The organism is Rhizobium sp. R634, assembly GCF_002211305.1.
Lineage (GTDB): Bacteria > Pseudomonadota > Alphaproteobacteria > Rhizobiales > Rhizobiaceae > Rhizobium.
In genome coordinates this window covers 214,474-234,923 of the sequence record NZ_LOKW01000029.1, presented here as the reverse complement: position 1 = coordinate 234,923, position 20,450 = coordinate 214,474, and the positions used below count along the sequence as shown (strand labels likewise).

General features: G+C 62.8%; 16 protein-coding genes and 1 riboswitch. Of the genes, 12 read left to right on the top strand and 4 right to left on the bottom strand.

What is annotated here, in order from left to right; all coding sequences use genetic code 11:
* Positions 1–23: 23 nt before the first annotated feature.
* The gene (locus tag ATY77_RS31990) at positions 24–2,387 is read right to left on the bottom strand and encodes an EAL domain-containing protein (protein ID WP_088690415.1); all 2,364 of its coding nucleotides are present in this window, start codon (positions 2,385–2,387) and stop codon (positions 24–26) included.
* A 150-nt stretch (positions 2,388–2,537) separates the two neighbouring features.
* Here ATY77_RS31990 and ATY77_RS31985 point away from each other — a divergent pair, with 150 nt between their 5' ends.
* Positions 2,538–3,341, top strand: coding sequence for a transporter substrate-binding domain-containing protein (locus ATY77_RS31985; RefSeq protein WP_088690414.1), 804 nt, complete (start codon positions 2,538–2,540; stop codon positions 3,339–3,341).
* A 73-nt stretch (positions 3,342–3,414) separates the two neighbouring features.
* Here ATY77_RS31985 and fdhA read toward each other — a convergent pair whose 3' ends face one another.
* Positions 3,415–4,605: a formaldehyde dehydrogenase, glutathione-independent gene (fdhA, locus tag ATY77_RS31980; RefSeq protein ID WP_088690413.1), complete on the bottom strand. Its 1,191-nt coding sequence runs from the start codon at positions 4,603–4,605 to the stop codon at positions 3,415–3,417.
* Positions 4,606–4,817: 212 nt separating this feature from the next.
* Positions 4,818–5,005: riboswitch (cobalamin riboswitch) on the bottom strand.
* 265 nt (positions 5,006–5,270) lie between these two features.
* Here fdhA and ATY77_RS31975 point away from each other — a divergent pair.
* Positions 5,271–5,705 carry a hypothetical protein gene (locus ATY77_RS31975; protein WP_088690412.1) on the top strand — a complete coding sequence of 145 codons (435 nt, stop codon included), beginning with the start codon at positions 5,271–5,273 and terminating at the stop codon, positions 5,703–5,705.
* Positions 5,706–5,795: 90 nt separating this feature from the next.
* Here ATY77_RS31975 and ATY77_RS31970 read toward each other — a convergent pair whose 3' ends face one another.
* Positions 5,796–6,704, bottom strand: coding sequence for an EamA family transporter (locus ATY77_RS31970; protein ID WP_088690479.1), 909 nt, complete (start codon positions 6,702–6,704; stop codon positions 5,796–5,798).
* 111 nt (positions 6,705–6,815) lie between these two features.
* Here ATY77_RS31970 and ATY77_RS31965 point away from each other — a divergent pair, with 111 nt between their 5' ends.
* Positions 6,816–7,688 (top strand): LysR substrate-binding domain-containing protein, encoded by an 873-nt coding sequence (locus ATY77_RS31965; protein WP_088690411.1) that lies wholly within the window; start codon positions 6,816–6,818, stop codon positions 7,686–7,688.
* On the opposite strand, the gene ATY77_RS31960 is transcribed toward ATY77_RS31965, so the two are convergent.
* Positions 7,666–8,655 carry a GlxA family transcriptional regulator gene (locus tag ATY77_RS31960; protein WP_088690480.1) on the bottom strand — a complete coding sequence of 330 codons (990 nt, stop codon included), beginning with the start codon at positions 8,653–8,655 and terminating at the stop codon, positions 7,666–7,668. The two genes, ATY77_RS31965 and ATY77_RS31960, sit on opposite strands and share 23 nt — an antisense overlap.
* A 106-nt stretch (positions 8,656–8,761) precedes the next feature.
* Here ATY77_RS31960 and ATY77_RS31955 point away from each other — a divergent pair, with 106 nt between their 5' ends.
* From ATY77_RS31955 to ATY77_RS31915, 9 genes are all read left to right on the top strand, one after another.
* Positions 8,762–9,664 carry a 3-keto-5-aminohexanoate cleavage protein gene (locus tag ATY77_RS31955; protein WP_088690410.1) on the top strand — a complete coding sequence of 301 codons (903 nt, stop codon included), beginning with the start codon at positions 8,762–8,764 and terminating at the stop codon, positions 9,662–9,664.
* A 7-nt stretch (positions 9,665–9,671) separates the two neighbouring features.
* Complete coding sequence (locus ATY77_RS31950; protein WP_088690409.1) at positions 9,672–11,162, top strand: carnitine 3-dehydrogenase; 1,491 nt, start codon at positions 9,672–9,674, stop codon at positions 11,160–11,162.
* Positions 11,163–11,173: 11 nt separating this feature from the next.
* Positions 11,174–12,334, top strand: coding sequence for an acyl-CoA dehydrogenase family protein (locus ATY77_RS31945; protein ID WP_088690408.1), 1,161 nt, complete (start codon positions 11,174–11,176; stop codon positions 12,332–12,334).
* Between the two features lie 4 nt (positions 12,335–12,338).
* Entirely contained in the window at positions 12,339–14,393 is a 2,055-nt protein-coding gene (locus ATY77_RS31940; protein ID WP_088690407.1) for an acetate--CoA ligase family protein, read from the top strand.
* Between the two features lie 7 nt (positions 14,394–14,400).
* Positions 14,401–15,183, top strand: coding sequence for a carnitinyl-CoA dehydratase (locus tag ATY77_RS31935; protein ID WP_088690406.1), 783 nt, complete (start codon positions 14,401–14,403; stop codon positions 15,181–15,183).
* Positions 15,184–15,301: 118 nt separating this feature from the next.
* The gene (locus ATY77_RS31930) at positions 15,302–16,891 is read left to right on the top strand and encodes an ABC transporter substrate-binding protein (RefSeq protein WP_088690405.1); all 1,590 of its coding nucleotides are present in this window, start codon (positions 15,302–15,304) and stop codon (positions 16,889–16,891) included.
* Positions 16,892–16,986: 95 nt separating this feature from the next.
* Positions 16,987–17,994, top strand: coding sequence for an ABC transporter permease (locus ATY77_RS31925; RefSeq protein ID WP_088690404.1), 1,008 nt, complete (start codon positions 16,987–16,989; stop codon positions 17,992–17,994).
* Complete coding sequence (locus ATY77_RS31920; RefSeq protein ID WP_088690403.1) at positions 17,991–18,818, top strand: ABC transporter permease; 828 nt, start codon at positions 17,991–17,993, stop codon at positions 18,816–18,818. The genes ATY77_RS31925 and ATY77_RS31920 overlap by 4 nt, the downstream gene beginning before the upstream one ends.
* Positions 18,811–20,442 carry an ABC transporter ATP-binding protein gene (locus ATY77_RS31915; protein WP_088690402.1) on the top strand — a complete coding sequence of 544 codons (1,632 nt, stop codon included), beginning with the start codon at positions 18,811–18,813 and terminating at the stop codon, positions 20,440–20,442. The genes ATY77_RS31920 and ATY77_RS31915 overlap by 8 nt, the downstream gene beginning before the upstream one ends.
* Positions 20,443–20,450 lie beyond the last annotated feature (8 nt).

Sequence of the window (20,450 nt, the reverse complement as noted above, 5' to 3'; positions counted from 1 at the left end):
ATCGGGACGAGGTCGAAAGTCCTTCAGGCAATGGCTTCCGAAGCGATGGGAGGTGATCCCGCGCCGTTGGCGGGCTGGAAACAATCCAGTTCGTGAAGGGGAACCGGCTTGGAGAAGAAATAGCCCTGGAGGTCGGTGCAGCCGAGGGCGGCGAGGAAATCGCGCTGATATTCGGTTTCGACGCCTTCGGCCGTCGTCGAGATGGCGAGGTTGCGGCTGAGCGCGACGATGGCGCCGATGATGGCAGCCCCGTTGGCTTTCGTGCCGAGCATCGAGACGAAGGAACGATCGATCTTGATCCGATCGATATCGAAGCGCATCAGATGGCTGAGGCAGGAATAGCCGGTCCCGAAATCATCGAGCGAAATCTGGACGCCTCGGCTGCGCAGCGACTTCAGCACGGTGTAAATTTCCGAATTATCCTCGATGAGCGAGGACTCGGTGAGCTCGAGTTCGAGCCGCGACGGCGACAGTCCGATCTCCTCGAGCACGGCGAACACTTCCTCCGCGAAATTCGGCCGCCTCAGTTGAGAAGGAGAGACATTGACCGCGACGAACGTGTCTTCGGGCCAGCTGCGGGCGGCATTGCAGGCTTCGCGCAGGACCCAGAAGCCAAGCGCGTCGATGAGGCCGCCCTCTTCTGCCGCAGGGATGAAGCTGGCAGGCGTCAACAATCCGCGCTGGCTGTGACGCCAGCGCACGAGGGCTTCCGCCCCCGACGCCTTGAATCCCGCTTCGGCGCGGTGGACAGCCTGATAGTAGACTTCGAGCGATCCGAAGTCCGGCCTGTTCAGATCGGGCAGGGAGCGGCTGGCGGAGGAGGCCGTGCCGATGGCCAGGACTTCCCGCAATTCGTTCTTGAGAATGTCGCGCGCATTTCTGCCGCCGTCCATCGACGACGAGTAGACGCGCCATTGACCTCTCCCGCCCATCTTGGCCTCGTAGAGCGCGACGTCTGCATACCGCATGATATCGTCGGCATTGCGTCCGGCGTCCGGCACGATGGTGACGCCGATCGAGCCGCCGACACGTGCGACCGCTTCGCCGTTCAGCAGCGGGAAGGGTTTGCCGAGTTCGGCCACGATCGCCTGGCAGATTGTCGGCAGAATTTTTTCATCGCCCCGGATGTTGCGCAGAAGCACGGCGAATTCGTCTCCGCCAAGCCGGGCAAGCGTATCGCCGGGCCGAAGGACGGAGCGGATCCGGTCCGCCGCCACCCTGATGAGTTCATCGCCGGCGGCATGGCCGAACGTGTCATTGACGGCTTTGAAGCGGTCGAGATCGAGAAGCGCGACCGCCGAGCGCTCGGAGGAATTGCGCATTTGCGCCAGGCACTCCTCGAACCGCATCGCGAACAAGGCGCGATTGGGAAGGCCGGTCAGCACATCATGCAGCGCAAGCTGCCTTGCATGAAGCTCGCTTTTCTTCAGCTCGCCGAGACTGGTTCGCAGTCGCACGAGCAGGACCGAGAGCAGGACTGCGATCACCAGGGCGGCAATTGAAAGCGCCGGCATCAATCGGCCGATCACTCTGGAACCCGGAAGGTCGGGCCGCCACACGATGAAGCCGATCGGTTCGCCGTTTGCCGTCGCATCGATCTGAAACGCCACTTCGTCCTCGTCGGGATCGGCCGTGCGCGCGAAGCGGGCGCCGTTGAGGCCCTGCTGCCGGCTCAATTCGTCCAGTGCCGCCCCGTCGAGAAACCGCACGACGATCAGAAATTGCCGTGCGGGCTGCCGTTGCCCCTGAGGAGTGTCGTTGATGCCGACGATGCCGACTATGGTCGGACGGCCCTCCAGCCGCATCAGATTGGCGAGTGCATGGTTGAGATTGATCATGCTCGCACGGCGGCTTTCCAGCGACGATGGTGTTCGTTCGCTGAAGACAACGCCTTGATCTGTCGTCAGGCGGGCATCTTTGAGGAGAGGCAGGAAGAGAGGCCTCATCCAGCGGTAGCGCTTTTCCGTTGCGGCGTCGGTCAGCATGACCAGCTGAGCCTTCTCATCGACGACGAAGGCCTGGTCGTAGCCAAAGGCGGACATCGCGGTTTGACTGATCGCACTGCCGGCCGCTGCCGAGAGAACCGCATCGAGGCTGGAGGAAACGCCTGCTGCCTGGGATGCGGGATAGACGCGGGCAAGGTAGCCGTTGCCGAACTGGCCGATAACGTGGGCGACCTGATCGACCTGTTCGCGCAGGCGCGCATTCACGAGCTGGCGCTGACGATCGAGCGCCGCAGCATCGCTCTCCTTGCCCGCCCAGAGCGCCGAGAGAACGACGAGCCCGATCGCTCCCAATCCGCTGATGGCGATCAGAAAGAGAATTCTTCCCGAGGCGATCCAGGATTGCTGAAACGTATTGGAGCTGGAGGGAAGGACGATGTGCAAGCGCAGACCCCAAAACACCGCTAGACCAGGGCGCAATCACCAAAACAAAATTAACGCTGTCGCAGACTCTAACAAAGAAGCGTTCACGTAGAATTAAAGGCTAATGCTCACTATTGGGAAAGATCGACTATGTCCCAGGGAGTCCGGACAATGATGCGCAGATCCATCCAGACCACATTGCGCGCAACACTGATGGCGAGCGTCGGCGCCGTCTTGGCCGCGACCTTGCCGGTTGAGGCCGTTGCGCAGGATTCCGCGCCGATGCGCATTGCCGTCGAAGGCGCGTTTCCGCCTTTCAATTACCTCGACGCCAACAATAAGCTTCAGGGCTTCGACATCGATATTGCCAATGCGCTGTGCGAAACCGGCAAATTCGAATGCAAATTCATCATCGAGAAGTGGGACGACATGATTCCCGATCTCGTCGGCAAGAAATACGATGCGATCATCTCATCCATGTCGATGAGCCTGGAGCGCCGCCAGAAGGTTGCCTTCACCGAAAAATACTACACCAGCCCGTCGGTATTCATCGTCCGCAAGGATTCTGCAATCAGCGATGTCAGCCCGGCCGCCCTGCATGACAAAAATCTCGGCGTGACCTCGTCGACGGCGCAGGAGTCCTACGCCAATCATCTATATCCCGACATGAAGAAGACGGTTTTCCGGTCTTCGCCGGAACTGTACAAGGGGCTGGCGGACGGCAGCGTCGATATCATCCTGGAAGACAAGCTCGCCATCTATGACTGGATCGCCAACACCAAGGCGGGAAGCTGCTGCGAGTTCAAGGGCCCGGATCTGGCCGACGTCACCTATTTCGGCGAGGGCGCCGGGATTGCGGTGCGCCTGGATGACGGCGAACGCCTTGCGCGCCTGAACGCGGCCTTGAAGGCGATCAAGGAAGACGGGACCTATGACATGATCAACGCGAAATATTTCCCGTTCAGCATCCAATAGCCGCCAGCCGAATTTTCATGCGATTGCCGTGAGATGGCCGGTTCGTCCGGCCATCTCCGTTTCGGTCTGATCGTTATGCGGCCTTGGTGACGTCGCCATGCGGATCGAGGACGAATTTCGTCGCCGCTCCATGGTCGAAGCTCTCATAGCCCTGGACGGCATCATCAAGCGGGATGACCTTGGCGTTGACGATATCGGCAATCGGCAGCCGGTCATGGAGGATCGCCTGCATGAGCTGGCGATTGTATTTCAGCACCGGCGTCTGGCCGGTGTGGAAGGACTGGGCCTTGGCCCAGCCGAGGCCGAAGCGGAGCGAGAGATTGCCGTGCTTGGCGGCATTGTCGACGGCACCGGGATCCTCGGTGACGTAGAGGCCGGGAATGCCGATCGAACCGGCGGCGCGGGTAATCTCCATCATCTGGTTGAGCACGATCGCCGGCTGTTCGCCGCCCGAATGGCCCCTCGCCTCGAAGCCGACCGCGTCGATGGCGCTGTCCACCTCATTGCTGCCGACGACCTCAGCGATCATGTCGCCGAGACGATCGCTCTTGGAGAGATCGATGGGTTCGAAACCGACCTTGGCCGCATGGGCAAGACGATCCTTGTTGAAGTCGCCGATCATGACGACCGCAGCGCCGAGGATGCGGGCCGAAGCCGCAGCGGCAAGGCCGACGGGACCGGCGCCCGCGACATAGACGGTCGAGCCGACGCCGACGCCCGCGCGCACCGCGCCATGGAAGCCGGTCGGCAGGATGTCGGAAAGCATGGTGAGATCGCGGATCTTCGCCATTGCCTTGTCCCGATCCGGGATTTTCAGCAGGTTGAAGTCTGCATAGGGAATGGTGACGTAACGCGCCTGCCCGCCGATCCAGCCGCCCATGTCGACATAACCGTAGGCGCCGCCGGCGCGGGCCGGGTTCACCGTCAGGCAGACGCCGGTATCCTGGGATTTGCAGCAGCGGCAACGGCCGCAGGCGACATTGAAGGGCACTGAGACGATATCGCCGATGTCGAGCATCTCGACGTCGACGCCCTTCTCGATGATCTCGCCGGTGATTTCGTGGCCGAGGACCAGGCCCGGCATCGCCGTCGTGCGGCCGCGGACCATGTGCTGGTCGGAACCGCAGATATTGGTCGATATCACCTTCAGGATAACGCCGTGCTCGATGCGGCGGCCGTCCGGCGCTTCCAGCTTCGGATCGTCGATGTCGCGGACCTCGACCTTGCCCGGCCTGAGATAGACGACGCCTCTATTCTTGCTCATGGATTCCTCCCATGTGTTTGATGCCTCGAGCTGCAGCCGATAGCCGGCGGCAACCCCTTCCTCCGGGCCGCCTCCTTTGCGGCTCGGTATTCACGACGCCGGATATCGCCGCATCGGGCGATATTCGAATTTCATGATTGACCGATCGGATGGAGGGAGAGAGTGAACAGGAGGCCGTTCCTGTCGTCCGCTCGTCATCGCCGCCGCGATCGTCGATCTGCCGCGCAGAGAGCTGGTTTCGGGCTCCAGAACCTCCTTTCGATCCGTCTCGATATCCTTCCGAATGTCTCATCCGGCGATCTGCTTGAGGACTCAGTTGTTCTAACCGCTGCGGGGCAGCGCCGGCATCGGACCGGCCTCCCAATGGCTCATGTCGCCAGCTCGCGAGGCGGCGCCTTGAACACCACAAGGAAACCACTTCCGGCGGAAAACAGCGCCCGAAAAAACGACATGGGTGCAATTCAAAGACGACAGTCGAAAATCCGCGGCAGCGTGCCGCTCAAGGGAACGAGTTGGCCCCTGGAATAGGGCGGTTTTCCGGATGATCTCAGAAGATTTGATCGAAGCAGACGCCGTTTTCAATCGTGATTGGACATCGGCTGCGACCTGAGCCACGCTGCTTTTGGGAGCGGACCATCTATTTTTCTTGAAGATAGGAGGCCGGAATGGAACAGTACGCACTGGAGCAGCTGAAAACAGTTGCTAAGGTCAGCACGACCTTTAAGCGCCTTGAACTGACACGGCGTGAACGCATCGAACGGTGGGCCGAAAGTCTCGAACGCAGCCCCAGGCCGTTTCTCAAGACGCTTCACGAAACAGAATATCAGCCGATCGCGGATCGGATGGCCTTGCGGGATGACGATACCCCGATCTCCGTCGCATTTGCTGATCCCGTCCTGCGGGCGGCAGGAATGGAAAATGACAGCTATGGAGAAGCCAAACGGTTCTTCGAACTCAGCGACGAACAGTTGCACGAGCTTGTCTGCTTCTGCCATTTTGGTGAAAGCGTCAGCGCTGCGGCCGTCGCTCGCCGCGTGCGAAAGATCGTGGATCCCAAACCAAGCGGGTTTTTCGCTCAGCTTCGTGCGTTCTTTGCCTAACGGGGGCTGAGGTTTCATGATGCTGTAAGGCTGGCGCTCGCCGTGAAACGGCGGCCGCTCAGCTGAATGCAGTTGCGCCAGTAAGCTAAACTAGCCGTCGTAAGATCGCCGCCGGCCTCGGCTGAAGTCGACCGCCGTATGCCAGAGCACGGCGCCGAGGATGATGGCGCCGCCGAAATAGGTGGCAATGGGCGGCGCTTCGGAAAACAGCAGCCAGACCCAGAAGGGCGTCAGCACGATTTCCATCGTGCCGATCAGCGCGGCTTCCGCCGGCGGCATCCGCTTTGCGCCAGCGAGGAAGAGAACCAGCGCGAGTGAGAAGTTGGTGGCGCCGAAAGCCGCAAGCACGATCCAGTTGTGCAGGTCGAGCGAACCGACCGAACCGAACGGCGCGAAGATGACCAAGGTCAGAAAGGCGCTGACGACGGTCGGCGGCAGGCTCGGCACGCCGGGGCTGATGCGCGGAATGATGATGACGAGCGCGAAGGATGCGGTCATGCCGAGGGCCAGCAGATCGCCCCAGCCGGTGCCGCCGCCGATCGACGAGGCGACGATGACGCCGACGCCGAAGAGGGACACGGCGCCGGCAATCATCGTCCGCCTGGCAACCCTCTCTCCGAGGATGAGCCAGCCGAACAGAGCCGCAATGAAGGGCGTCGTCGCATAGATCATCGTCACATTGGCGACGGTGGTCATGTAGAGCGCCCCGATGAAGCATCCCTGACTGAAAGTCTGGCATGCGATCATCGCTAGTCCGGACGGATGAAAGACGGAACGCCATTGCCGCCGCGAGATGCCCCCTTCGAGGAAAAGGCAGGGGATCAGCAGGAACAGGCCTCCGAACAGCGACCGCCAGGCGATCGCCGTCCATACGTCGGTGGTGAGGAGCCGCGAGTAAACGCCACTCGCGCTCCAGGCTAGTGTCGCGGCAACGATGAGAAGCACACCCTTCTCGTGCTCGCTGCCTGCGAGGTGTCTGGCCGGATTTTCAATGGTCACGCAGATGGTCTCAAAGAAGGAAGTCGAACGCCGCCCATTTCTGCGCCAGCAATTGACATTTGACAAACGAATGGTAGTGATATCTATCATCGATTTTTTCTATGGCTTTCCATGCAAGAACCGATCGAGAGCGATCTTCTCAGAACCTTCCTTGTTGTCGCCGAGACGTCGAACTTTTCGGCGGCCGCTCAGCGCATCGGGCGGACGCAATCTGCCGTCAGCACCCAGATCAAAAGGCTTGAGGCGGCAATCGGCGAGAACCTTTTCGAGCGCGGCGCCCGTGGGGTGCTGCTCACGCGTCAAGGCATTCAGCTCGTACCCTATGCCCGCAGGGTCATCGATCTCCTGAACGAGGCGGCGGCGACGATCCGCAGCAAGCCGCTCGATGGGCCGGTCCGCATTGGAATTCCCGAAGAATACAGCCAGACGGTGCTGCCGGCCGCCCTTGCGGCTTTCGCGGTGCGTCATCCGGCGGTCGAAGTCACCGTGTCCTGCGACTACACCGTCCGCAACCTCGCCGCCCTGGAGAGGGACGAGCTCGATCTGGCCGTCGTTTTCGACTGGAGCGATCAGAACAAGGGCGAAGTTCTCTGCATCGATCCGACCGTCTGGGTCACTTCGATGGTGCATCGGCTGCACGACATCGATCCCCTGCCGGTTGCGACCTATCGCAACTCCACCTGGTCGCGCGACTTTGCGCTCCGGTCGCTGGAGCAGATCGGCCGCAGCTACCGGATCGCCTTTATCGCCGATACCGGTTCGGGGCTGAAAAATGCCGTGACAGCGGGTCTCGCCGTCACCACGCTTTCCCGCAGCAGCATTCCGCCCGGCTGCCGCGAACTGACGGCCGAAGACGGCTTTCCGCCGGTCGACTCCTCCAAGGTCGTTCTACGCCGCAATAGTTTCCGCTCCAGCGAGGCGGTGCGGGAACTCGCCGAGATGCTGCGGGACGCATTCCAACCTATGTCGGCGCCGATGGTATGATACGGCGGCGCAAGCGGCGCCGTGTCTCCGACGGGCTCTCCGAAAAACTCGCCCGGTAGCTTCTTGCAAAGGCCGAGGCCGAATTGAAGCCGGTCGCCGCCGCGATGTCGGCGAAGGAGGCCGTCGTCTCGATCACCTTGCGGCGCGCCGTGTTCAGACGCAGCGCGAGATAATGCACATGCGGCGGCGCGCCGATGCTCTGCTGGAAGAGGTCCTGCAGATGCCGGGCGCTGACGCCGACCCTGCGGGCGAGCCGCGCAAGGATCAGGGGCTGCTCGATATGCTCCTCCATCAGATGCACCGCCTGCGTCACGCGCGGATCATGCGCGCGCAGCCCCGCCGAAGCGGCCGAAAGCGTTTCGTCGGCGTGGAAGGAAGGCTGCTCATAACGGAACAGCCGGCTGACTTCGAGCGCCAGTGAATAACCCTGCCGATGTCGGATCACCTCCAGCATCAGGTCCACGGTCGGGAGCGAACCCGATGTCGTCAGCCGCTTGCCGTCGATGACGAAACGATCCTTGACGGCCCTCACGTCGGGATAGGCGATCGCGAAATCCTCGTAATCCTCCCAATGGACAGTCGCCCGCAGTCCGTCGAGCAGGCTTGCTTCGGCGAGCAGCCACGTGCCGGACTCGATGCCGGCAACGATCCTGCGGTAGCGGGCGGCCTGGGAAAGCTGCATCTTGAGTGCCGGCGTCGCGCTGCGGTGCCAGTTGTAACTCGCCAGCACGAAGAGCGGCTTGTCCTCGGTTGTCGCCTGGAAGATGCCTTCGGCCGGGATCGCGATGTGGCTGGTGGTCGGGACCGGCGCGCCGTCCGGCGTCAGCAGCCGCCAGCGATAGAGCTCGCTGCCGGCGATGCGGTTGGCGCCGCGCAGCGGCTCGATGACCGATGCGATCAGGATCAGGTTCGTATCCGGCAGGACGAGAAGGTCGATATCGAGCCGTTCCGTCGATCGCTGCAGCAAGGCCACCTCCCAAGGTTTCCGATAATGTATCGATGGCTTCCGAAAATGCAAAGCATTGCTGCTCGTCCTGTCGCGTAATGCCCGGCAAGACGGGGAGAACAAAAACATGCCTCTAGCGATGAACCGCGATGTCTTCATCACCTGCGCTGTCACCGGCGCCGGCGATACGGTTTCCAAATCCAGCCATGTTCCCATCACTCCCAAGCAGATCGCGGATTCCGCGATCGACGCCGCCAAGGCTGGGGCGGCCGTTGTTCACTGCCATGTCCGCGATCCGGAAACGGGGGCCGCGAGCCGCCGCAACGATCTCTACAGGGAGGTCACCGACCGCATCCGCTCGGCGGATGTCGACGTCGTCCTCAATCTGACGGCCGGCATGGGCGGGGATCTGATCTTCGGGGACGTCGAAAGCCCCCTCCCCCTCAATGCGAAAGGCACTGATATGGCGGGCGCCAGCGAGCGCGTCAGCCATGTCGCGGAATGCCTGCCCGAGATCTGCACGCTCGACTGCGGCACGATGAACTTCAATCTAGGCGACTATGTCATGACCAACACGCCGGCCATACTGCGGGCGATGGCCAAGAAGATGACGGATCTCGGCGTGCGGCCGGAGATCGAGGCCTTCGACACCGGCCATCTCTGGTTCGCCAAGCAGCTCGCCGAGGAAGGCCTGATCGAAGACCCGGTGCTGATCCAGCTCTGCATGGGCATTCCATGGGGCGCGCCCGACGATCTCAACACGTTCATGGCGATGGTCAACAATGTGCCTGACAGCTGGACCTTCTCGGCTTTCTCGATCGGCCGCAACGCCATGGCCTATCCGGCGGCGGCGGTTCTGGCCGGCGGCAATGTGCGCGTCGGCCTTGAGGACAACCTCTTCGTCGGCAAGGGCCAGCTCGCCACCAATGCGCAGCTCGTCGAAAAGGCGGTTCAGGTGGTGGAAGGCATGGGCGCACGCATCATCGGACCGGAAGATGTGCGCAAGAAGCTGAAGCTGACGAAGCGCTGAGGATATCATGACCAAGATCAGCAAGGCGGCCTGTATCGGCGGCGGCGTCATTGGCGGCGGATGGATCGCCCGTTTCCTGCTCGCCGGCATCGACGTCGATGTGTTCGACCCGCATCCGGAAGCAGGCCGCATCGTCGGCGAGGTGATCGCCAATGCCGAAAGAGCCTATGCCATGATGACCGGCGCACCGCTGCCGCCGCCCGGCAGGCTCCGCTTCTGCCCGACGCTGGCGGAAGCCGTCACCGACGCCGACTGGATCCAGGAAAGCGTGCCGGAAAGGCTCGATCTCAAGCGCCGCGTCCTGACAGAGATCGACGCGGCTGCGCGCCCGGATGCCCTGATCGGCTCTTCCACCTCGGGTCTGCTGCCGAGCGATCTGCAGCGCGACATGAAGCATCCGGAGCGGCTCTTCGTCGCCCACCCCTATAACCCGGTCTATCTGCTGCCGCTCGTCGAGATCGTCGGTGGGGAGAAGACTTCGGCCGCAACCATCCGGGCGGCGATGGAAAGATTGCCGCCGGTCGGCATGAAGGGCGTCCATATCGCCAAGGAGATTGAGGCCTTCGTCGGCGACCGGCTGCTCGAAGCGCTCTGGCGCGAGGCTCTCTGGCTCATCCACGACGATATCTGCACGGTCGAGACGCTCGACGACGTCATCCGCTACTCCTTCGGCCTGCGCTGGGCGCAGATGGGCCTGTTCCAGACCTACCGCATCGCCGGCGGCGAGGCCGGCATGCGCCACTTCCTCGCCCAGTTCGGTCCCTGCCTTGCCTGGCCCTGGACCAAGCTCACCGATGTCGTCGATCTCGACGATGCGCTGATCGAAAAGATCGGCCGGCAATCCGACGAACAGGCGGCGGGCCTTTCGATCCGCCAGCTTGAGCGCATCCGCGACGAGAATCTCGTCGGCATCCTTCAGGCGCTGAAGGGCGGCGATGGCGGCAAAGGCTGGGGCGCCGGCAAGCTGCTCAAGGATTTCGAGCAATCGCTCTGGGCAGAAGGCGGCGGCGAGACAATGCCCGCCGATCCTTCGCAGCCGCTGCGGCTTGTCGAAACCAAGGTGAGCCCGGCCTGGGTCGATTATAACGGCCATATGACCGAGCACCGCTATCTGCAGGTCTTCGGTGATACGTCCGACGCGCTGCTGCGTCTCGTCGGCGTCGATCTTGCCTATGTCGAGGCGGGGCACAGCTATTACACGGTGGAAAGCCATATCCGCCATCTCGGCGAGGCGAAACTCGGGCAGTCGATCCATTCGGCCTGCCAGATCCTGAGCGCCGACGAGAAGCGGCTGCATGTGTTCCACACCCTGCACGACACGGCGACGGCCGAGGTCATCGCAACCGCCGAGCAGATGCTGCTGCATGTCGACAGCAAGGCGGGCAAGGCGGTGGCGGCGCCGGCCGTGGTGCTCGACAGAGTGAAGGCGATTGCTGCGGCCCATGCGGAACTGGCGCTGCCCGAAGGCGCCGGCCGCCACGTCGGCCAGAGGCGGTGAGGAGGATCGGCATGGATTTTGGTCTCAGCGAAGAACAGGAAATGATCGTCGAGACGGTTCGCGCTTTCGTCGAGACCGAAATCTATCCGCATGAGAACGCGGTCGAGCGGACCGGCATCGTCCCGCCGGAACTCGGGCGCGAGATCCAGCGCAAATGCATCGATCTCGGCTTTTACGCCTGCAATTTTTCCGAGGAGGTCGGCGGCGCCGGCCTCGACCACGTCACCTTCACGCTGGTGGAGCGGGAGCTCGGTCGTGGCTCGCTCGGCCTGACGGTCTTCTTCGGCCGGCCCTCCGGCATTCTGATGGCCTGCGAGGGCGAGCAGCGCGAGCGCTATTTGCTGCCGGCGGTGCGCGGCGAGAAGATCGATGCGCTTGCCATCACCGAGCCGGATGCCGGTTCCGACATGCGCGGCATGAAGTGTGCTGCCCGCCGCGACGGCGGCGACTTCGTGCTGAACGGCACGAAGCATTTCATCTCGCATGCCGATGTCGCTGATTTCGTCATCGTCTTTGCCGCGACAGGCGAGGAGGAAACGCCGAAGGGCATCAAGAAGAAGATCACGGCCTTCCTCGTCGATCGCGGCACGCCTGGGTTCGAGATCCTGAAAGGCTATGATTCCGTCTCGCATCGCGGCTACCATAACTGCACCTTGAGCTTCACCGATTGCCGGGTCCCCGAATCCCAGGTGCTGGGCGAGGTGCATCGTGGCTTCGATATCGCCAATCAATGGCTCTACGGCACGCGGCTGACGGTTGCCGCCACCTGCGTCGGCCGGGCGCGGCGCGTCTTCGAGATGGCCTTGCCCTATGCCGCCGAACGCAAGCAGTTCGGCAAGCCGATCGGCGCCAATCAGGGCGTGTCGTTCAAGCTCGCCGATATGATCACCGAGATCGACGCGGCCGAGTGGCTGACGCTTGCAGCCGCCTGGCGGCTCGATGCCGGCCTTTCTGCCGACCGGCAGATTGCCTCTGCCAAGCTCTATGCCTCCGAAATGCTGGCGCGCGTGACGGATGAGGCGATCCAGATCTACGGCGGCATGGGCCTGATGGATGACCTGCCGCTTGCTCGTTTCTGGCGCGATGCGCGCGTCGAGCGCATCTGGGACGGCACCTCGGAAATCCAGCGGCATATCATCAGCCGCGACCTGCTTCGGCCTTTGGGAGCATGAGCCGATGACATCCAGCCCGCTCGACCGCCTGCTCAGACCGCAAACGATCGCCGTCTTCGGCGGCCGTGAGGCGCGCCGGGTGATCGAGCAATGCGACCGAATGGGCTTTGCCGGTGAGATCTGGCCCGTTCATCCCAAATTGGACGAGGTGCTCGGGCGGCCCTGCTACCGCTCGCTTTCCGATCTGCCCGCCGCACCGGACGCTGCCTTTGTCGGCGTCAACCGAGCGCTGACCATCGACATCGTGCGCGGCCTTTCGCGCGCCGGCGCCGGCGGGGCGGTCTGTTATGCATCTGGATTCAGCGAGGCGACGGCGGAACTGGCCGATGGCGCCGAACTGCAGAAGGCTCTCGTAGAGGCGGCCGGTGACATGCCGATCCTCGGGCCGAACTGCTATGGGCTGATCAACGGCCTCGATGGCGCTCTGTTATGGCCCGACCAGCACGGCATGCAGCGGATCGAACGGGGTGTCGCGATCCTCACGCAATCCTCCAATATCGCCATCAACCTGACCATGCAGACTCGCGGCCTGCCGATCGCCTATGTGGTTACGGCAGGCAACCAGGCGCAGACACCGCTTGCCGATGTCGCCTGCGCGCTGATGAACGATCCGCGTGTGACGGCGATCGGCCTCCACGTCGAAGGGTTTGGCGATCTTGCAGCGCTCGAACGTCTTGCCGCCATTGCTCGGCGTTCACGGAAGCCCGTTGTCGTGCTGAAGGTCGGCCGATCAGAGCAGGCAAGACATGCGGCGGTGTCACACACGGCATCGCTCGCCGGCAGCGATGCGGTGGCGGATGCCGTGCTCGCCCGCTTCGGCCTCGGCCGTGTCCAGAGCTTGCCGGCGCTGCTCGAAACCTTGAAGCTCCTGCATATCGCCGGTCCGCTCGCCAGCCATTCGATCTCGTCCATGAGCTGCTCCGGTGGCGAGGCCTCGCTGATGGCGGATGCCGCGGTCAGCCGCAATGTGGAGTTTCCGGCACTGCAGCCGCAGCAATTGCCGCGTCTGCGGCAGGTGCTCGGCGAGATGGTGGCGCTGTCCAATCCGCTCGACTACCACACCTTCGTCTGGGGTGACGCCGCGCGCCAGACGGAAGCCTTCAGCGCCATGTTCGAGGGCGGCTGCGCGCTCAATCTGGTGGTGCTGGACTTCCCTCGCGGCGACCGATGCGATGCATCCGAGTGGACGACAACGGTGGACGCGGTCATCGCCGCGGCTGCCGCGACCGGCGCATTGGCCGGCGTTCTTGCGACCCTTCCCGAGAATATGCCGGAGCCAGTCGCCGATCGTCTGATGGCAAACGGTATCATCGCCTTCTCAGGCATCGATGAAGCGGTCACCGCAGCGGAAGTCGCCGCCGGCATCGGTCGAGCCTGGGATCGCCCGCCGCCCGCGCCGCTGCTCGATGTGCGGCCTATGGAGGGCGAGATCGAAACACTGACCGAAGCTGATGCAAAGATGGAACTTTCTGCCTGCGGCCTTCCCGTTCCCCGAGGGCTGCAGGCCTTTTCTTCTCGCGAAGCCGCCGAGCAGGCCGAACGGCTCGGCTTCCCGGTCGTTCTCAAGGGCCTCGGCATAGCCCACAAGACCGAGGCAGGGGCTGTCGTGCTCAATCTCAGGAATGCGGAGGCCGTATCGGATGCGGCGGCGGCCATGGCCTGCGATGCCGGTTATCTCGTCGAGAAGATGGTCGATCCCTCGGTCGCAGAGCTCATCGTCGGCGCTACCCGCGATCCCGTCTTCGGATTGTCGCTGACATTGGGAGCGGGTGGAGTTTTCGTGGAATTGCTTGAGGATTCCGTCATCCTGCCGCTTCCGGCGACGAAAGCCGAGATTCATGCGGCGATTTCGCGTCTCAAGATTGCGAAATTGATCAATGGCTATCGCGGCCGGCCGAGGGGCGATCTCCAAGCTGCCGTCGATGCTGTCGCAGCTACGGCAGAATATGTCGTAACGAATGCGGTGCGCCTGGAGGAACTGGACCTTAATCCCTTGATGGTTCTTCCCGAAGGGCGCGGTGTGGCCGCAGTTGATGCTCTCATACGGCGAAGGAGGTAGCGTAGGTTTGAGCGATCCTATTCGCACACGACGTGACGGCGGCGTTCTGGAAGTCGTCATCGACCGGCCGAAGGCGAACGCCATCGACCTTGCGACCAGTCGTGTCATGGGATTGATCTTCCGCGATTTCCGCGACGATCCCGAGTTGCGCGTCGCCATCGTGACGGGTGGGGGCGAAAAGTTCTTCTGTGCCGGATGGGACCTGAAGGCGGCTGCGTCAGGCGATGCGATCGACGGCGATTACGGCGTGGGCGGCTTCGGCGGATTGCAGGAGCTGCGCGATCTCAACAAGCCGGTCATTTGTGCGGTCAACGGCATCTGTTGTGGCGGCGGATTGGAGATCGCGCTTTCGGCCGATCTGATCCTCGCCGCCGAGCATGCGACATTCGCCCTGCCTGAAATCCGCTCGGGCACGGTTGCCGACGCGGCGTCGATCAAGCTGCCGAAACGCATTCCCTACCACATCGCCATGGACATGCTTTTGACCGGACGCTGGCTCGATGTGCACGAGGCGCATCGCTGGGGCTTCGTCAATGAGGTCTTGCCGGCCGACCGGCTGATGGCGAGAGCCTGGGAGCTCGCCCGCCTGCTCGAAAGCGGGCCGCCGCTCGTCTATGCGGCGATCAAGGAAATCGTACGCGAAGCGGAGGGTTCGACGTTCCAGACTGCCATGAACAAGATCACCAAGCGGCAGTTTGCGACGGTCGACAGGCTCTATTCGAGCGAAGACCAATTGGAAGGCGCCCGCGCCTTCGCCGAGAAGCGAAACCCGATTTGGAAAGGAAAGTAACGAGGCGGCGGCAACCGCAGCATTTTCCCGCATGATGCGGGCACCGGAGGCGGAGAGGAAACCGCCTGCGATCCTGCCCGGAAGTTCTGTCAACGCACCATAAAGAAGGAACTGGGGAATGAACGACTATACGAAATATCTTGCAAGTCGCGTCACCGCGGGCGGGCTCAGCCGCCGCGAATTCATGGGACGCGCCATGGCGGCCGGCATCACGCTTGCCGTCGCCGACAAGCTCTTCACCGAAAGCGCCGAAGCCGCCGAACCGAAGCGCGGCGGCCACCTCAAGCTCGGCCTCGAAGGCGGTGCCGCAACCGATTCCAAGGACCCGGCGAAATTCCTGTCGCAGTTCATGTTCTGCGTCGGCCGCTGCTGGGGCGACATGCTGGTTGAGTCAGACCCGCTGACGGGTGCGGCCGTGCCGGCGCTTGCCGAATCCTGGGAGCCGTCGAAGGATGCGGTGACCTGGACCTTCAAGATCCGCAAGGGCGTCAAGTTCCATGACGGCAAGGAGCTGACGATCGACGACGTCGTTGCGACGCTGAAGCGCCATACGGATGCGAAGTCCGAATCCGGTGCGCTCGGCGTTCTCGGCTCGATCAAGGAGATCAAGGCCGACGGCGGCAACCTCGTCCTGACGCTCAGCGAAGGCAATGCCGACATGCCGCTGCTGCTGTCGGACTACCATCTGGTCATCCAGCCGAATGGGGGCGTCGACGATCCCCTCGCCTCGATCGGCACCGGCCCTTACAAGCTCACGAGCTTCGAACCCGGCGTTCGCGCCACTTTCGAGAAGAACAAGGAAGACTGGCGTACCGACCGCGGCTATGTCGATTCGATCGAGATCATCGGTATGAACGACGCAACCGCCCGCATCGCGGCGCTGTCGTCTGGCCAGGTGCACTATATCAACCGCGTCGATCCGAAGACGGTCAACCTCTTGAAACGCGCCCCCAATGTCGAGATCCTCTCGACCGCCGGCCGCGGCCACTACGTCTTCATCATGCACTGCGACAAGGCGCCGTTCGACAATAACGACCTGCGGCTGGCGCTGAAATACGCCATGGACCGCGAGACCATGGTGGAAAAGATCCTCGGCGGCTACGGCAAGGTCGGCAACGACTTTCCGATCAACGCCACCTATGCGCTCTTCCCCGAGGGCATCGAGCAGCGCGTCTACGATCCCGACAAGGCGGCCTTCCACTACAAGAAGTCGGGTCATAGCGGCTCGGTTCTTCTGCGCACCTCGGAAGTCGCCTTCCCCGGCGGCGTCGATGCGGCCGTCCTCTATCAGGAAAGCTGCAAGAAGGCCGGGATCGAGATCGAGGTCAAGCGCGAGCCGGGCGACGGCTACTGGACCAATGTCTGGAACGTCCAGCCCTTCTCGACCTCTTATTGGGGCGGCCGGCCGACGCAGGACCAGATGTATTCCACCGCCTATCTCTCGACGGCGGACTGGAACGACACCCGCTTCAAGCGCCCCGACTTCGACAAGCTCCTGCTGGAGGCCCGCTCCGAGCTTGATGAAGCCAAGCGCAAGGATATGTATCGCTCCATGGCCATGATGGTGCGCGACGAGGGTGGGCTGATCCTGCCAATGTTCAACGACTTCGTGAACGCTTCGACCAAGCAGGTGAAGGGCTATGTTCACGACATCGGCAACGACATGTCGAACGGCTACGTCGCAACCCGCGTCTGGCTGGACGCCTAGCGGCAAAGGGCACACGCCCTTCCGACCTCCAACGAAACCGGGACCGTGGGATCAAACCCGCGGTCCTCCCGACGTTTCAGCGCTAGGCCTTCGCCATGACCAATCCTGCCCCAAGCAATATCCTGCCCGGCCTCCGGTTCCGGCAGCGTTTCCCGCTGCTTGCCCTCATCCTCGAGCGCCTCGTGCTCAGCATCGTTTTGCTTTTTGCCGTTTCCATCCTGATCTTCGGCGGCCTGGAAGCTCTGCCCGGCGATTTTGCCACCACCTATCTCGGCCAGTCGGCGACGCCGCAAGCCGTCGCCAATATTCGCCAGGATCTCGGGCTCGATCGCCCGGTGACGACACGCTACATCGAGTGGCTCGGCAGTGCCGTCCAGGGGGATTTCGGCACCTCCTGGGCCAGCAAGAATTCGGTCAGCGAGCAGATCGGCAAACGTCTCGGCAATTCGCTGTTCCTGGCGGGTTTCGCGGCGTTGATTTCAGTGCCGCTCGCCATCGGTCTCGGCATGGTCTCGGTGCACTTCCGCAACCGCATGCCTGACAAGATCATCAACGTGATTTCGCTGGCGGCAATCTCCCTGCCGGAATTCTTCATCGGCTACCTGCTGATCCTGTTTTTCGCGGTGAAGTTCGGCATGGCCACCTTTCCGGCGACAGTCTATGACAGCATGGGCTTCGTCGAGCGATTGAACGCGATCGCGCTGCCGACGGCGACCCTTGTGCTCGTCGTGCTCGCCCACATGATGCGCATGACGCGGGCAGCGATCCTTTCCGTCATGTCCTCGGCCTATATGGAGACAGCGGAGCTGAAGGGCCTCAGCGCCTTCCGTTCGATCGTCAAGCACGCCGCTCCGAATGCGCTCGCACCGATCATCAATGTCGTCGCCCTGAACCTCGCCTACCTCGTCGTCGGCGTCGTGGTCGTCGAAGTCGTGTTCGTCTATCCCGGCATGGGGCAATATATGGTCGATGCGGTGACCGTGCGCGACATGCCCGTCGTGCAGGCCTGCGGCCTGATCTTTGCGGCCGTCTACATCTTCCTCAACATGATGGCCGATATCCTCGCGATCGTCGCCAATCCCCGGCTGAGGCATCCGAGATGAGAGCAAGAGACATCCCCATCACCGCCTGGATCGGCATAACAGGCATCGCCATCGCCTTCATCTTCGCGATCTTCGCGCCCTGGATCGCGCCCTACGGCGAGACCCAGGTCGTCGGCGACGTCTGGCAACTGCCTGACGATAAATATGTCTTCGGCCTCGACAATCTCGGCCGCGACATCCTCTCGCGCCTGATTTTCGGCGCGCGCACGACGTTGCTCGTCGCCTCCGCCGCCACCATCATCTCCTTCTCGCTCGGCGTCATCCTGAGCTTCACGGCGGCTGTCTCGCGCGGCATCGTCGACACGGTCTTTTCGCGCTTCAACGATCTAATGATGTCGATCCCGACGCTGATCTTCGCGCTCGTGGTGCTCGCGGTCCTGCCGCAGAATATGGTTGTCCTGATCCTCGTCATGGCGATCCTGGATTCCACCCGCGTCTATCGTCTCGGCCGCGCCGTGGCGCTCGATGTGGCGGTGATGGAATTCGTCGAGGCGGCGAAGCTGCGCGGCGAAGGCAAGCTCTGGATCATCTTCCGCGAGATCCTGCCGAACACGCTGTCGCCGCTGCTGGCCGAATTCGGCTTGCGCTTCGCCTTCTCGATCCTCTTCCTCTCCACCCTCTCCTTTCTCGGCCTCGGCATCCAGCCGCCGGCCGCCGATTGGGGCGGGATGGTCAAGGACAACAAGGACGGCATCATCTTCGGCATCTCCGCAGCCCTGGTGCCGGGCACCGCGATTGCGACGCTGGCCATTTGCGTCAACCTCGTCGTCGACTGGCTCCTGAAACGCACATCCAGCCTCAAGGGAGGGCGCGGCGATGCCTGAGCTTCTTTCCGTCCGCAATCTGAAGATCGAGGCGACCAGCTATCCGCCGGGCGAGCCGCCGAAGCGCGTGACCATCGTCGATGGCGTCTCCTTCGACCTCCAGAAGGGCAAGGTCCTTGGGCTGATCGGGGAATCGGGCGCCGGCAAATCGACGATCGGCCTTTCGGCGCTGGCCTATGGCCGTGGCGGCGCCGAAATCACCGGCGGCGAAGTGCGGCTCGACGGCGCCGATATCCTGACGCTCGGCAAGAACGGTGTGAGGAAAATCCGCGGTGCGCGGGTCTGCTATGTCGCGCAGTCGGCGGCAGCCGCCTTCAATCCGGCACACCGGCTCGGTGATCAGGTGATCGAGGCGTCGGTCAAGCATGGATTGATGAGCAAGGACGAGGCGCGCAAACGGGCGCTCTATCTGTTCCGCGTCCTCGGCCTGCCCAATCCGGAAACCTTCGGCGAGCGCTTCGCCCATCAGGTCTCCGGCGGCCAGCTGCAGCGTGCAATGACGGCGATGGCGCTCTGCTCCAACCCCGAGCTCATCGTTTTCGACGAGCCGACCACGGCGCTCGACGTCACCACGCAGATCGACGTGCTGGCGGCGATCAAACATGCGATCGAGGAGACGCACACCGCCGCGCTCTACATCACCCACGACCTCGCCGTCGTCGCCCAGATCTCCGATGACATCATGGTCCTGCGCCACGGCAGGCAGGTGGAGTATGGCAGTGTCCAGCAAATCATCGAAGCGCCGCGCGAGGATTACACTCGGGCGCTGGTCAATGTCAGGCAGGCCTATCGCGGCGAAGCCGCCGACCAGGCCTCGGCCCTTCTCAAGGTGGAGAATGTCAGCGCCGAATATTCCAACGGCTTCAAGGTGCTGCACGATGTCTCGCTGCATGTGCCAAAGGGGCAGACGCTTGCCGTCGTTGGCGAATCCGGCTCCGGAAAATCGAGCCTGGCGCGCGCCATTACCGGCCTCCTGCCGCCGGGCAGCGGACGCATCGTCTTCGACGGCAAGCCGCTGGTGCCCGATCTGAAGAACCGACCGAACGACGATCTGAGGCGCATCCAGCTGATCTACCAGATGGCCGACACGGCGATGAACCCGCGGCAGACGGTGCGTGACATCATCGGCCGGCCACTGACCTTCTATTATGGGCTGAGGGGTGCTGAGAAGACGGCGAGGGTGAAGGAGCTGCTCGACCAAATCGAGATGGGCAACGGCTTCATCGATCGTTACCCGGCCGAACTGTCGGGCGGCCAGAAGCAGCGCGTGGCGATCGCCAGAGCTCTTGCCGCCAAGCCCGAACTCATCCTCTGCGACGAGCCGACTTCGGCGCTCGATCCGCTGGTGGCGGAAGGCATTTTGAAATTGCTCCTGCGACTGCAGGAGGAAGAGCAGCTTTCCTATATCTTCATCACCCACGACATCGCGATCGTCCGGGCGATTGCCGACAGCGTGGCGGTGATGCATCGCGGCAAGCTGGTGCGCTTCGGCCCGAAATCGAAGGCGCTGTCGCCGCCCTTCGACGACTACACGGATCTGCTTCTGAAATCCGTGCCGGAGATGGAGATCGGCTGGCTGGAACGGGTGCTTGCCACGCGGCGCATGGAAAGCGCCGGTCACTGAAAGGAATG

What these genes read in the sequence shown, in the direction of transcription:
- ATY77_RS31985 (WP_088690414.1), top strand. Translation starts at nt 2,538, where the DNA reads ATGATGCGCAGATCCATCCAGACCACATTGCGCGCAACACTGATGGCG.
- fdhA (WP_088690413.1), bottom strand. Translation starts at nt 4,605, where the DNA reads ATGAGCAAGAATAGAGGCGTCGTCTATCTCAGGCCGGGCAAGGTCGAG.
- ATY77_RS31975 (WP_088690412.1), top strand. Translation starts at nt 5,271, where the DNA reads ATGGAACAGTACGCACTGGAGCAGCTGAAAACAGTTGCTAAGGTCAGC.
- ATY77_RS31965 (WP_088690411.1), top strand. Translation starts at nt 6,816, where the DNA reads ATGCAAGAACCGATCGAGAGCGATCTTCTCAGAACCTTCCTTGTTGTC.
- ATY77_RS31955 (WP_088690410.1), top strand. Translation starts at nt 8,762, where the DNA reads ATGCCTCTAGCGATGAACCGCGATGTCTTCATCACCTGCGCTGTCACC.
- ATY77_RS31950 (WP_088690409.1), top strand. Translation starts at nt 9,672, where the DNA reads ATGACCAAGATCAGCAAGGCGGCCTGTATCGGCGGCGGCGTCATTGGC.
- ATY77_RS31945 (WP_088690408.1), top strand. Translation starts at nt 11,174, where the DNA reads ATGGATTTTGGTCTCAGCGAAGAACAGGAAATGATCGTCGAGACGGTT.
- ATY77_RS31940 (WP_088690407.1), top strand. Translation starts at nt 12,339, where the DNA reads ATGACATCCAGCCCGCTCGACCGCCTGCTCAGACCGCAAACGATCGCC.
- ATY77_RS31930 (WP_088690405.1), top strand. Translation starts at nt 15,302, where the DNA reads ATGAACGACTATACGAAATATCTTGCAAGTCGCGTCACCGCGGGCGGG.
- ATY77_RS31925 (WP_088690404.1), top strand. Translation starts at nt 16,987, where the DNA reads ATGACCAATCCTGCCCCAAGCAATATCCTGCCCGGCCTCCGGTTCCGG.
- ATY77_RS31920 (WP_088690403.1), top strand. Translation starts at nt 17,991, where the DNA reads ATGAGAGCAAGAGACATCCCCATCACCGCCTGGATCGGCATAACAGGC.
- ATY77_RS31915 (WP_088690402.1), top strand. Translation starts at nt 18,811, where the DNA reads ATGCCTGAGCTTCTTTCCGTCCGCAATCTGAAGATCGAGGCGACCAGC.